Source organism: Olleya sp. UBA1516, assembly GCF_002323495.1.
GTDB lineage: Bacteria > Bacteroidota > Bacteroidia > Flavobacteriales > Flavobacteriaceae > Olleya.
Map to the genome: position 1 here is coordinate 179,998 of NZ_DCQO01000009.1, position 13,129 is coordinate 193,126.

At 30.5% G+C, this 13,129-nt stretch carries 10 protein-coding genes; 6 read left to right on the top strand and 4 right to left on the bottom strand.

Annotated features, from left to right (window positions below):
- The first annotated feature begins 29 nt into the window (after positions 1 to 29).
- From B2989_RS04935 to B2989_RS04945, 3 genes are read left to right on the top strand one after another with little or no spacing between them, the layout of a single operon-like run.
- Complete coding sequence (locus B2989_RS04935; RefSeq protein WP_292945028.1) at positions 30 to 2,468, top strand: YfhO family protein; 2,439 nt, start codon at positions 30 to 32, stop codon at positions 2,466 to 2,468.
- 36 nt (positions 2,469 to 2,504) lie between these two features.
- Positions 2,505 to 3,791, top strand: a complete 1,287-nt coding sequence (locus B2989_RS04940; RefSeq protein ID WP_292945031.1) for a glycosyltransferase family 4 protein — start codon at positions 2,505 to 2,507, stop codon at positions 3,789 to 3,791.
- Positions 3,792 to 3,812: 21 nt separating this feature from the next.
- Positions 3,813 to 5,264, top strand: a complete 1,452-nt coding sequence (locus B2989_RS04945) for a polysaccharide biosynthesis C-terminal domain-containing protein (protein WP_292945034.1) — start codon at positions 3,813 to 3,815, stop codon at positions 5,262 to 5,264.
- A 78-nt stretch (positions 5,265 to 5,342) separates the two neighbouring features.
- Here the strand turns inward: B2989_RS04945 and B2989_RS04950 are convergent, their stop codons facing one another.
- The gene (locus B2989_RS04950; RefSeq protein WP_292945037.1) at positions 5,343 to 6,455 is read right to left on the bottom strand and encodes a hypothetical protein; all 1,113 of its coding nucleotides are present in this window, start codon (positions 6,453 to 6,455) and stop codon (positions 5,343 to 5,345) included.
- Between the two features lie 174 nt (positions 6,456 to 6,629).
- Positions 6,630 to 7,277 (bottom strand): hypothetical protein, encoded by a 648-nt coding sequence (locus tag B2989_RS04955; RefSeq protein ID WP_292945040.1) that lies wholly within the window; start codon positions 7,275 to 7,277, stop codon positions 6,630 to 6,632.
- Between the two features lie 368 nt (positions 7,278 to 7,645).
- Here B2989_RS04955 and B2989_RS04960 point away from each other — a divergent pair, with 368 nt between their 5' ends.
- Positions 7,646 to 8,695, top strand: coding sequence for a DUF3667 domain-containing protein (locus B2989_RS04960; protein WP_292945043.1), 1,050 nt, complete (start codon positions 7,646 to 7,648; stop codon positions 8,693 to 8,695).
- Between the two features lie 23 nt (positions 8,696 to 8,718).
- Here B2989_RS04960 and uvrA read toward each other — a convergent pair whose 3' ends face one another.
- Complete coding sequence (uvrA, locus tag B2989_RS04965) at positions 8,719 to 11,502, bottom strand: excinuclease ABC subunit UvrA (RefSeq protein WP_292945046.1); 2,784 nt, start codon at positions 11,500 to 11,502, stop codon at positions 8,719 to 8,721.
- A 231-nt stretch (positions 11,503 to 11,733) separates the two neighbouring features.
- Here uvrA and B2989_RS04970 point away from each other — a divergent pair, with 231 nt between their 5' ends.
- Positions 11,734 to 12,318: an RNA polymerase sigma factor gene (locus tag B2989_RS04970; protein WP_028282040.1), complete on the top strand. Its 585-nt coding sequence runs from the start codon at positions 11,734 to 11,736 to the stop codon at positions 12,316 to 12,318.
- Between the two features lie 55 nt (positions 12,319 to 12,373).
- Positions 12,374 to 12,529, top strand: coding sequence for a hypothetical protein (locus B2989_RS04975; RefSeq protein WP_186439184.1), 156 nt, complete (start codon positions 12,374 to 12,376; stop codon positions 12,527 to 12,529).
- 22 nt (positions 12,530 to 12,551) lie between these two features.
- Here the strand turns inward: B2989_RS04975 and B2989_RS04980 are convergent, their stop codons facing one another.
- Complete coding sequence (locus B2989_RS04980; protein ID WP_292945055.1) at positions 12,552 to 13,097, bottom strand: hypothetical protein; 546 nt, start codon at positions 13,095 to 13,097, stop codon at positions 12,552 to 12,554.
- Between the last annotated feature and the right edge of the window lie 32 nt (positions 13,098 to 13,129).

A 13,129-nucleotide genomic window follows, 5' to 3' on the forward strand; every position in this document is an offset into this window, starting at 1 on the left:
TTTCAACCTCATACTTTTTAAAACTTTTTATGCAATTTTCTTTTAAAAAAATCTTACCTCATCTTTTAGTTTTGGTAGGATTTATTGTTTGCTCTTTAGCCTATTTTAGTCCTGTTTTACAAGGAAAAGTCATTTACCAAAGTGATATTGTTCACTACACAGGAATGGCAAAACAACAAAAGGATTTTAAAACTAATTCTGGAGAAGAAACCTATTGGACTAATAGTGCATTTGGAGGTATGCCAACCTACCAATTAGGAGCAAAATACCCACACAATTATATTAAAAAGTTAGACCTGTCGTTGCGTTTTTTACCACGACCAGCTGATTACTTATTTCTTTATTTTGCTGGATTTTATATATTGCTTTTGGTTTTAAAAGTGGATTGGAAATTAGCAGGATTAGGTGCTTTGGCATTTGGTTTTTCTACCTATCTAATCATAATTTTGGGTGTAGGACATAATAGCAAAGCACATGCAATAGCTTATATGCCATTAGTTTTAAGTGGTATTATTCTAACGTTTAGAGGTAAGTATGTTTACGGTTTTATCCTGACAGCCATAGCTATGGGATTAGAGTTGGTGGCTAACCATTACCAAATGACGTACTATTTAATGTTGTTAGTCTTAGTTTTAGGTATCGCTTATTTGGTAGATGCCTATCGTAAAAAGATGTTGCCTCACTTTTTTAAAGCTGTAGGTGTGTTATTTGCTGCAGTAATCTTGGCAATAGGTTTAAATGCAACTAATATTTTAGCTACACAAGATTATGTTAAGGAGAGTACACGTGGTAAAAGCGAGTTAACTATCAATGCCAATGGGTCCAAGAGAGAAAACACAAACGGTTTAAGTAAAGAATATATTACAGAGTATAGTTATGGTAAACTAGAAACTTTTAACCTATTTGTACCTAGATTTTTAGGTGGTGGAAGCGGAGAAGATGTAGGCGAAGATTCTGCAGTGTATAAATACATTGTTGATCAAGGTGTGCCACCAGCAGACGCTAGAGAATATACTAAAGGTCTACCAACATATTGGGGAAGCCAAACCATAGTAGAAGCACCAGCTTATGTTGGAGCAGTTGTAATATTTTTATTTGTATTAGGCTTGTTTTTAGTTAAAGGTCGTTTAAAATGGTGGTTAGTAGGAGGAACTATACTGTCATTATTATTGTCTTATGGTAAAAATCTAGAATTCTTAACAGATTTATTTATTAACTATGTACCATTATATAATAAGTTTAGAGCAGTCAGCTCAATACAAGTAATTTTAGAATTATGCATTCCTGTTTTAGCTGTTTTTGCTCTAGTTAGGTTGTTTAATAATGTTGTTAAAACCGAAGAAAAACTTAAGGCTTTAAAAAATACAGTAATTATTACAGCAGGTTTAGCAATCCTATTTTTATTAGGAAAAGCTGTTGGAATAATCGATTTTGTTGGTGGTATTGATGGACGTATTAGAGAAGGTAATGGACAAGCGTTTTTGGATGCTTTAAGAGAAGACAGAGCTAGCTTTTTTACACAAGATACGCTTAGAACCTTGTTGTTTGTTCTATTAGCAGCAGGCGTTATCTATTTCTTTTTGAAAAAGAAACTAAACGAAACTAAGGTTATAGTCATTCTTGGATTATTAATTATAGTAGATTTAGTTAGCGTAGATAAACGTTACGTTAATAACGAAGATTTTGTATCTAAGTTACAAATGGAGCGTCCTTATCAAGCCAATAAAGCAGATTTAGAGATACTTAAGGATAATACTAATTATCGCGTGTATGACTTAACGTCTGGAGGAGCTAAAACTAGTTATTTTCATAATGCATTAGGTGGTTATCACGCAGCAAAACCAAAACGCTATCAAGATTTATACGAATTTTATATCTCTAAAAACAATATTAATGTATTAAGTATGCTTAACGCGAAATACATAATTGGTCAAGGAGAAGATGGTAGTCCGTTTCCGTTTGTAAATAACGACGCTAATGGTAATGTTTGGTTTGTAGAAAACACTGAAAAAGTAAGTTCTGCTGATGCAGAAATTTTGGCTCTAGACACATTAAATACTAAAAAAATAGCTATTTATTCTGAAGGTGTTTCTGATAAAACTAATCTTCCTAAGACGTTTGTTGTGGATTCTTTAGCTTCAATAAAAACTTTAGATTATAAGCCTAACTATATTAAATATCAGTCGGATAATGTAAATGATGGTTTTGCTGTGTTTTCAGAAATGTATTATGGTTCTGGATGGAATGCTTATATTGATGGTGTATTAAAACCACATGTTAAAGTAAACTATGCGTTAAGAGGTTTAGAGGTGCCAAAAGGTAAACATATTATTGAATTTAAGTTTGAACCTGATGTTGTTAAAACCGGAAGTACGATCGCGTTAGCTAGTTCTATTTTACTGATATTATTAGTGCTTGGAGGTTTGATTTATGGTGTGAAAAGGATGAATAAGATTAGTAAGGAGTAATCACACGAGGCTCAATTTCCGCGAAAGCGTTACATTATGGATAAAAAAAAGGTGCTAATTATTACGTATTATTGGCCTCCTGCAGGAGGACCAGGTGTACAGCGTTGGTTAAAATTTGTAAAATATTTACCAGATTTTAATATAGAGCCTGTTGTATACTGTCCATCCAATGCTAATTATCCAATTATAGATGCGACTTTGCAAAGTGAAGTTAATCCAAGTGTTACAGTGCTTAAGCAACCAATAAAGGAGCCTTACAAATTGGCACAATTGTTTTCTAAAAAAAGTAAAACGATTAGTAAAGGGATTATTGCTGAAAAAAGCAAACAAAGCCTTATGGAGCGTTTAATGTTGTTTGTTAGAGGTAATTTTTTTATTCCTGATGCCAGAAAAAACTGGGTAAAACCGTCGTACAACTACTTATCTACTTACATTTTAGATTTTAATATTGATACAATTATAACGTCTGGACCACCACATAGTTTACATTTAATTGGTTTAAAATTAAAAGAAAACCATAGTGTCAATTGGATTGCAGATTTTAGAGATCCATGGACTACAATAGGTTATCACAAGCAACTAAAATTAACTAAAGCTTCTAAAAATAAACATAAGGCATTAGAAAAAAAAGTGATTAATAATGCTGACAAAATTATTGTAACTAGCCCAAGTACTAAAACCGAATTTGAGGGTATTACAAGTCAACCTATCCATGTAATTACCAATGGTTATGATAACGAAAAAGTAGTTGTAAATACCTTAGATAAAAAGTTTACATTGTCACATATTGGGTCGTTATTATCTAAACGAAATCCAGAAGTACTTTGGAAAGTGCTTAGCGAATTGATGATTGAGGATACTAGATTTGCACAGGATTTTCAGTTGAATTTAATTGGAGAAGTAGGCAAAGATGTTATACTATCTATAAAAACACATGGTTTAAGTGGTAGTTTAAATTATGTTGGATATGTATCTCACAATAAAGCTATTGAGTTTCAAAAAAAATCACAATTGTTATTGTTGATTGAAATAAACTCGGAAGATACAAAAGCAATTATTCCTGGTAAATTATTTGAGTATATGGTTGCTAATAGACCAATTGTTGCTATTGGACCAAAAGGTGCAGATGTAGCTTCAATTATTACAAAAACTAATACTGGTCAATTTTTTAATTATGATGATTATGATGCTTTAAAAAATAGTATTAAGCAGTATTATAAAGCTTACACTGAAAATAATTTAAAGACTAATCCAATAGGATTACAAGGTTACTCAAGACAACAGTTAACAAAAAAGTTAGCAGATTTGATTAATCAGTCCTAAAATATAAATGGTATAAAATATATGGGAATAGTCGTTAATCAATCTATTAAAAATACTATTATAACTTATTTTGGGTTTGGTATTGGTGCTGTTAACGTTATATTTTTATATACTCAATTTGTTAGCGAAGCTTATTTTGGTTTAATCACTTTTATCTTGTCTACAGCCAGTATTTTAATGCCTTTTATGGCTTTTGGCGTGCATAATACAATTGTTAAGTTTTATTCTTCGTTTAAAACCAGACAATCACAAAATAGCTTTTTAAGTTTAATGTTGCTTTTACCATTACTTCTAATAGTTCCGTTAGGATTAATTACGCATTTTGCTTATGATTTGATTGCCAATTGGCTATCTAAAGAAAATGCTATTATAAAGGACTATACTTGGTTAATATACATTTGTGCAGCAGCTTTTGCCTATTTTGAAGTGTTTTACGCCTGGAGTAAGGTGCAGTTACAAAGCGTATTTGGTAATTTTATGAGTGAGGTGTTTCACCGATTTGTTACCATGTTGCTGCTGTTAAGTCTTTATTTTGGTTACCTAAATGTAGATCAATTAATTTATGGGATTGTTATTACATATATTGTCAGAGCCTTAATTATGAAACTATATGCTTTTAGTCTTAGGATGCCAGTTTTTAAATTAACTAAAATCCCTAATGTTGGAAGTATTTTAAAATATTCTGCTTTAATTATAATCGCAGGCTCTGTGGCTAATATAATATTAGAGATAGATAAGTTTATGCTTGGTCAGTTTCAGGCGCTTAATAATGTTGCCTATTATGGTGTAGCTATTTATATTGCTACGGTTATAGGTGTTCCTGCTAGAGCAATGCATCAAATAGCAAACCCTTTAACCTCTAAGCTTTTAAATGAAGGTCACAAGGCTGAACTTAAAACACTTTATCAAAAAAGTTCTATTAACTTATTTATTATTAGCGGATTTATATTTTTATGTATTATAATAAATATCAATAAGTTATATCTTTTAATTCCGGAAAATTATAGCGAAGGCTTTTTGGTTGTTTTAGTGATTGGTCTTGCTAAACTATCAGACAACCTTATTGGAAATAATAATGCCATACTTTTTAATAGCGATTATTATAGGGTAGTGCTAGTCTTTGGGATTTTTTTAGCTATACTAACCGTAGTTTTAAACCTTGTTTTTATTCCGTTGTATGGAATAAATGGAGCTGCATACGCAAGTTGTATTACTATTTTTACATACAATACTATCAAACTATTGTTTGTGTATAAAAAATTTAAAATTCAACCGTTTACATTGGCTACCATAAAAACAACACTACTAATATTGATTTGTGGTTTAAGTTTGTTTTTTTTGGAATTTAATTTTAATCCCATTATTAGCATTGTCGCTAAAACGTTAATTTTAATTATAATCTATGGATTGACTGTTTTTAAATTTAATTTATCAGAAGATATTTCAAAAATATTAAATCGCTTTATTCCATAAAAAAAACCTACTTAAAGTTGCTTTAGGGCAAACAACCTTAGTAGGAATTCTATTCAATCGACTAGTTAATAGTCTTTTCTAATTTCTAGATCTAGTGCTTCTTCTTGACGAATCAGTATTTTGTCTTGACGATGTACTTCTTGAAGTCGTAGTTCTAGGTTTAGAAGTTGTACGTTTATTAACCTGCGTATTACTTCTATTTGTTCTTGTATTTACTTTAGTATTAGTTCTGGTTCTAGGTTTAGAGGTTGTTGTTTGATTTCCTCTAGTTCTAGGTACACTTGTAGTGTTACCTCTAGTTCTAGGTGTTGCTGTAATCACTTTATTGTCTCTAGTTTTTGTGTTAACCGTATTACCTCTTGTTTTAGGTTTAGTATTTACAGTATTATTTGTTCTAGGTCTAGATGTTGTTGCATTACCTCTTGTTCTTGGTGTTGCAGTTGTAGCCCTATTGTTTCTATTTCGAGGTGTAGTGGTAGCTCTTGGTGCTCTTCCTTCTGTTCTAGAGGCTAAAGCTCTATTTCTTGAAATCGTATTACCTCTTCGACTTGCTACAGCAGTAGTACGTCTGTAATTATTAACGTAAGGTCTGTCGTATCTATATCTAATTGGTGTATAATGTCTTCTATATGGTGTTGTATAAAGTACACAGTAGTTTACTGGCGGAATAACATAATATGCGTGCCAAGGTCTGTAAACATAAGCTCTGTTGTAAATATTTATAAAGCCAGTACTATGAGAATAACGATTGTAGCGGTTGTAGTGTACATATAATCCTCCAACACGACTAATGTAACCTCTGTTATTGTAGTTAATATAAACATTTCCTACTTGATTAACACGACCGTAGTAGTCATAATAAATAGGTGTGTTTTCAACTTGAATAACAGCTCCAAACTCGTCATATTGTACATATGCGCCATAATCATATCCTGTATTAAAGCTAATATTTGTGTTTCTATTATTAATTTCTACACTAACTTGAGGTCCATAACTAGGCATATAAAAGTCAAATTGACCATCTGCATAAATAGAAAACTCAATTCCTGCTTCAGTAAAAATGAAAGAATTACCATAACCTTTGACATAAGAGTTATTAGTCACACCATTATCTATCGTTGTGTTTGTGTCTGCATTAACAGAAAACCCACTAAGGAGAATTGCTGATAATAATAGGAATACTTGTTTCATAATTATTTGTTTTAAGATTGAACACTTACATAAATACAAGCATCGTGCCAAAAACAAAAAACTCAATATTCACAAGGGATTAAGGTTGTTTTTTAATTTATTAAAGGGGATAAAAAAAAAGCCATAAACAAAAGTTTATGGCTTTAAATAATATTAATAAATTAGATTTACTACCTATTTTTTTAGCTGAGTAGGTTGTGTATCGACAGTTTGTCTGTAATACATTGTATCATTATTATTACTAGTTTGGTATTGATAATGATCATTATTAGTTTGACCTATATAATGATTAGAATTACTTCTATTAACTTGACCAATAGTTTTAATTAATTGTCCTTGTCTACTGTAGTATAAACGCATACTTCCAATTTGACTAACTAAACCTTGACGGTTGTAACTAATGTAAACAGATCCTAAACGTTTAATTTGACCACTCCTGTTATAATTTAAAAATACATTACCTATGCGTCTAACTTTACCATCACGATCATGTGTTATTATCATACCTCTATCTCTAGGGTTATTATAAGTTACTTGTGTACCTGGAGCACCATTTGTAACATTTAATGCTCTTCGTTTTGTATTGGTATTAGTGCGTCTGTAATAATAGTCTCCTTGCGTGTGATTTATTGCTGTGTTAAAATCAAAACTTCCGTCAGGAAAAATTAAAAATTCCACACCACGTTCTGTAAACAAGATTGGTTGTGCGTAATAATTTCTGTTTAATACTAAATCTTCACCTTGCGATGCAGATTTAGCTTCTGCTGTTACAGTCGTTAATCCAATTAACATACCTGTAAATAATAGTACTAGTTTTTTCATAGTATTAAGGATTTAGATTGTATCAGTTATTGTTTGAAATTATTATGAAATAAAATTTTGATTTTTGTCTTTATACAAGTAATAAAAATCAAACATAGCCTTAGTTATGTTTTCTTTTTCTTACGAAGTAGAAAGGGAAAAAGGACTTTTTATTATAATCATTTCAAATGATATCTGATATTATGCCTACTAATTAAGCGTTTCGGCATTCGCTATTTTGATTAAGTAGTTTCAATAGCTGTGCCAAAGTTGTTATGCATTGATTTTACTGCATGTACAAGACGTTTTTTTAGTTTATTTTAATTTAATTATATATTGAAAAGTATATAGTTGATTAAAATATTTACTTTTATAAAAACTACTAACTAATGTCCTTAAAGTATACCAAGTGTAAAAATTGTGATAGCGATTTTAAATCAGGATTCCCATTTTGTCCACATTGTGGAATGAAAGATAAAGAGGAATTAACACTTGGAATTTTATTTTACAATACCTTAAATAATTATCTGCTGTGGGATTCTAAATTTTTAAAGAGTTTTATTCCTTTAATGAGTAAACCAGGATTTTTGCCTAAAAGATTTATTGAAGGTAAACGTCTATCTTATTTGCATCCTGCACAATTATATTTATTTGTTACGTTTGTGTTTTTCTTTTTGTTTTCCTTTCAAATGAATAAAGTAGAAGAAGATTTAAATGAAGATTTTAAAGCGCAATCAACTAAAGTTTTAAATGAAATTGAAAGAAAAGAAATGGACTCTATTGAAAGAAGTGAAATTAGAGCCACGTTAAATAGTAATAAGTTGCTGTCTGGAATGACAGATAAACAGATAGATTCTATTGTAAATCAAAAAGAAATTAAATCAAGTAATAACGTTTTGTTTGGGTACGAGAGTCAAAAAATAGACTCATTATTAACTGTTGGAGCGTCAAAGGAATCTATTTACATAGCTATGGGAATGGATGATAATCCAGGATGGTTTGATAGGATGTTATATCCTAGACTTTTAAAGTTTCATCAGGATAGAAAAGCTGGTACGATTTGGATGTCCATGATAAATACAACACCAATAGCATTATTTATTTTATTACCAATTTTTGCTTTCTTTTTGAAATTATTTTTTTGGAAAAAAGGACGATATGCTTACCATTTGGTGTTTTCTTTTTACTTTTTCGCCTTTATTTTTACAGTGTTTAGTATTTTATTAATCAGTAATTTTATTATTGATGTACCTAATTGGATAGACTTTTTAATAGCCTTGTCCACATTTATATATCTAGTAATCGCTGTTAAACAGTTTTATAATCAACGTTTATTTTACAGTATTTTAAAAAGCGGAATTGTGTCTTTAGTTTTTTTAGTAGTGTTAGTACCTATTGCTTTTTTGGTCTTAGGTTTTATTTCGTTTTTGTCTTATTAAATAAAAATAAAATACTAAAACGGTTATAACTTGTCTTTTAAATACTTAGCAGTCACACTGTTTTTAACTTTAATAACGTCTTCTGGAGTACCAAAAGCAACCAAATGACCACCATTTTCTCCACCTTCAGGTCCTAAATCTATAATGTGATCTGCACATTTAATAAGTTCTAAATTATGCTCCACAACAATAATAGAATGTCCTTTTGCTATTAGCGCATAAAAGGATTTTAATAATTTTTGTATGTCATGAAAATGTAAACCAGTAGTAGGCTCGTCAAAAATAAACAACATTTTTTCTTTAGTAATTCCTTTGCCTAAAAAGGTTGCTAACTTTATACGTTGGGCTTCACCACCAGATAGGGTAGAGCTGCTTTGTCCTAAGGCAACATAACCTAAACCTACGTCTTGTAAAGGTTGTAGTTTGTTTTTAATCTTAGAGACTCCGTTTTTATCAAAAAAGTCAATAGCGTCATCGATAGTTAGATTTAAAATATCATCAATATTTTTATCTGCAAAAGTAACTTCTAATACTTCTTTTTTAAAACGCTTCCCTTTACAAGTTTCACATTCTAAATGGACATCAGCCATAAATTGCATTTCGATAGTTACTTCACCTTCTCCCTTACAAGTTTCACAACGTCCACCATCCACATTAAAACTAAAGTGTTTAGCAGCGTAATTGCGTATAGTACTAAGTTTTTGTTTAGCATACAACGCTCTAATATCATCATAGGCTTTAACGTATGTCACAGGATTAGATCTAGAGGATCGTCCAATAGGGTTTTGATCAATAAACTCTATATTTTTTATTATACTATAGTTTCCTTTTAACTCACTAAACTGTCCCGCTTTATCACTAAAGCCAGTTAAGTGTTTTTGTATGGCAGGAAATAATATTTTTTTAACCAAAGTACTTTTTCCACTTCCAGAAACTCCAGTAATAACCGTTAGCATTTCTAATGGAAAAGACACATCTATGTTTTTTAAATTGTTTTCTCTAGCTCCAATAATGTCTATGCTGTACTTGCTAGTTCGACGTGTTTTAGGTACTTCAATTTTTAAAGTTTCGTTTAAATATTGTGCAGTTAATGATGTTGATTTTAAAATATCAGCATACGTACCAACAGCAACAACTTGACCTCCTAAAGTCCCAGCTTCTGGACCAATATCTATTATTTGGTCGGCTTCCTTCATGATATCTTCATCATGCTCTACCACAATTACAGTATTTCCTAAATCACGAAGTTGTTTTAAAACCTGTATTAAACGTTCCGAGTCTTTTGGATGCAAACCAATACTAGGCTCGTCTAAAATATACATGGATCCGACTAAACTACTTCCTAATGAAGTGGCTAGATTAATACGTTGGCTTTCTCCACCAGAAAGTGTGTTGGACTTTCGATTTAAAGTTAAATAATCTAAACCTACATTATGTAAAAAGCTAAGTCTGTTTTTAATTTCTACTAATAGACGTTCTGCAATTTTTGCATCATATTCATTTAATGTTATAGTTTCAAAAAATATTGCTAATTTACTTAGCGGTAATTCTACTAATTCCGTTAAAGTTGCATTACCAACTTTTATATAGTTTGTTTCTGGTCTTAAGCGTTTACCATGACAGACTTTACATTGTGTTTTACCTCTGTATCGAGAGAGCATTACACGATTTTGAATCTTATATGCTTTGCTTTCTAACTCGGCAAAAAAGCTATTTAAACCTTCAAAATATTGGTTTCCTTCCCAAATTAAAGCTTTATGTTCTGGACTTAATTGAAAATATGGCTTATGTATTGGGAAATCAAATTTATGAGAATTGTTTACCAATTGATCTTTGTACCAACTCATGCTGTCACCACGCCAAGGAAAAATAGCGTTTTCATAAACAGAAAGTGCTGTATTTGGTACAACTAAATCATCATCAATACCAATAACATCACCATAACCTTCACATTTTGGACAAGCACCATAAGGATTGTTAAAACTAAATAAATGCACGTTTGGTTCCAGGAACTGTAAACCATCCAATTCAAATTTATTACTAAAATGACGATTGGTGTTATCTGCAAGAGTTTCGATATAACAATTACCTTTTCCTTCAAAAAAGGCAGTTTGTATAGCGTCTGCTAGTCTGTTATAAAAATCCTCATCGTCTTTAGTAACAATTCTGTCTACTACTAAAAATAAATCTTTAATAGACGTTAAGTCCTTAGCATCGTCAATTCTTATTACAGAATCTTTTACTTTTATTCTAGCATACCCTTGTGCATTTAAAGCACTTAATTTGTCTTGTAACTCACGACCTTCCTCCAAAACAATAGGAGCTAATAACAACAGTTTTTGGTTTAAGGCTAAACCTTTTATGTAGTTAATAACGTCTGTAACCGTATCTTTTTTTACTTCTTGACCTGAAATAGGCGAGTAGGTACGTCCAACTCTGGCAAATAGTAGTTTTAAATAATCATAAATCTCGGTTGTTGTTCCAACGGTTGATCTTGGATTGGTACTATTTACTTTTTGCTCGATTGCAATAGCTGGAGCAATACCTTTTATATAATCTACTTTAGGTTTATTTAATCGTCCTAAAAATTGTCTAGCATAACTACTTAAACTTTCTACATAACGTCGTTGACCCTCTGCATACAAAGTGTCAAAAGCTAAACTTGACTTTCCAGATCCTGATAATCCCGTTATAACAACTAATTTGCGTCGCGGAATAACAACATCAATGTTTTTAAGATTGTGCAATTTAGCACCTTTTATTATAATGTTTTCTTTTGGATTTACTTCAGAAAGCGGTGTTGTCATAGTCATTTTACGTCTTGACTACAAAGATAACATAACTTAATCATCTAGTAAAAAAGATTATTGTGCAATAAAATGTTAAAACTTTAGATTTTTTTTGCTTTTTCGGAATGATTGTTGTTATATTTGATGCATATCAATGACCTAACTTAATTTTTGCCTATACTACAACATTACTTTTTTTTTATAAACCCCAAGCCAGAGCCTTTTTTTGGTGTCCAAAAAGTAATGATTATGCAAAAAGTAACAATCACAGATGCTATTCTTGTTAGTAACTATATTAAAGGAGACGAGTCTGCTTTAGAAGTATTGATTACTAGACACAAACAACGTATTTATAGTTTTATTTATTCTAAAGTATTTGATAGAGATATTGCTGAAGATATTTTTCAGGATACCTTTATTAAAGTCATTCGTACTTTAAAACGTGGTAAATATAATGAAGAGGGTAAGTTTTTACCTTGGGTTATGCGTATTGCACATAATTTGGTAATTGATCATTTTAGAAAAAATAACAGAATGCCAAAATTTGATAATTCTGGTGATTTTGATATCTTTTCTGTTATTAGTGATACGTCTTTAAATGCTGAAAAAGTTATGGTTAAAGAGCAAGTTGAGTCAGATGTAAGACGTTTGATAGACGAGTTGCCAGAAGATCAAAAAGAAGTATTAGTAATGCGTATGTATAATGATATGAGTTTTAAAGAAATATCAGAGCGTACAGGTGTTAGTATTAACACTGCATTGGGTCGTATGCGCTATGCATTAATTAATATGAGAAAGGTTATTGAAAAGCACAATATAGTATTGACTAATTAAAATACAATAAAGTATAATTTTGCTCGTTATTTGTTTATACCTTAAACTAATATACATGGCAAAAATTTACTCTGAACATTCTAATACCCCAAAAAAACACGGTTTTAAACTAAAACCTAAAGATGAAACCATAAGTTTTATCTTAAATTATAGCAAGGCTTTAAGTGTTATAAATTATAAAAATTTGAAGTTTGAAGCACTTCAAAACTAAACTTGGAAACGTCCTGATAGTCTCAGGACGTTTTTTTTAAGAGTAATTGTTGGTAGTTATATATAGACAAATATTGTTTACGTAAAGCTTCTAAATATTGTATTATAACTTTTTGATGCTTATAATCTTCTTTAAGGCAATTTTTAAAATCATCATCAAAAACAGTTAAAGCAATGTAATATTTACTAGATTGTCTAGTATGCGCCTCACTTAATAAGGCGTCATTTCCGTTTTGATTTCTCTTGCCATCTATTACAATAGGAATTAAATTTAATGTTTCAGTATCCCTTGCTATTTCATAAAAAGATAAATAGTAGTCTGTATTATTTATTACAATCTTGACATTACTATCAACATTATTATGGTTTAGCTCAAACTTTGTGTTTATATAATTATAAAATTCGTTTGCGTTTTTAGGATCTTCAAAAATAAACGATTGCCATTTTGGTAATGCTTTATTAAATTTTTTACCTGTTGTAATCTTATAACTTTCAATTTTAGGCGCTATTTTGGTTGGTATACAAGAGGTTAGTAGTATAACAAGAATACATATAATGGTCGATCTCATAAAGATTTGTTTTTTAAAAAAGTAACAAGTTT

Excerpts from the sequence above, each read along its gene's own strand:
- B2989_RS04935 (WP_292945028.1), top strand. The coding sequence starts at position 30 with ATGCAATTTTCTTTTAAAAAAATCTTACCTCATCTTTTAGTTTTGGTA.
- B2989_RS04940 (WP_292945031.1), top strand. The coding sequence starts at position 2,505 with ATGGATAAAAAAAAGGTGCTAATTATTACGTATTATTGGCCTCCTGCA.
- B2989_RS04945 (WP_292945034.1), top strand. The coding sequence starts at position 3,813 with ATGGGAATAGTCGTTAATCAATCTATTAAAAATACTATTATAACTTAT.
- B2989_RS04950 (WP_292945037.1), bottom strand. The coding sequence starts at position 6,455 with ATGAAACAAGTATTCCTATTATTATCAGCAATTCTCCTTAGTGGGTTT.
- B2989_RS04955 (WP_292945040.1), bottom strand. The coding sequence starts at position 7,277 with ATGAAAAAACTAGTACTATTATTTACAGGTATGTTAATTGGATTAACG.
- B2989_RS04960 (WP_292945043.1), top strand. The coding sequence starts at position 7,646 with ATGTCCTTAAAGTATACCAAGTGTAAAAATTGTGATAGCGATTTTAAA.
- uvrA (WP_292945046.1), bottom strand. The coding sequence starts at position 11,502 with ATGACAACACCGCTTTCTGAAGTAAATCCAAAAGAAAACATTATAATA.
- B2989_RS04970 (WP_028282040.1), top strand. The coding sequence starts at position 11,734 with ATGCAAAAAGTAACAATCACAGATGCTATTCTTGTTAGTAACTATATT.
- B2989_RS04975 (WP_186439184.1), top strand. The coding sequence starts at position 12,374 with ATGGCAAAAATTTACTCTGAACATTCTAATACCCCAAAAAAACACGGT.
- B2989_RS04980 (WP_292945055.1), bottom strand. The coding sequence starts at position 13,097 with ATGAGATCGACCATTATATGTATTCTTGTTATACTACTAACCTCTTGT.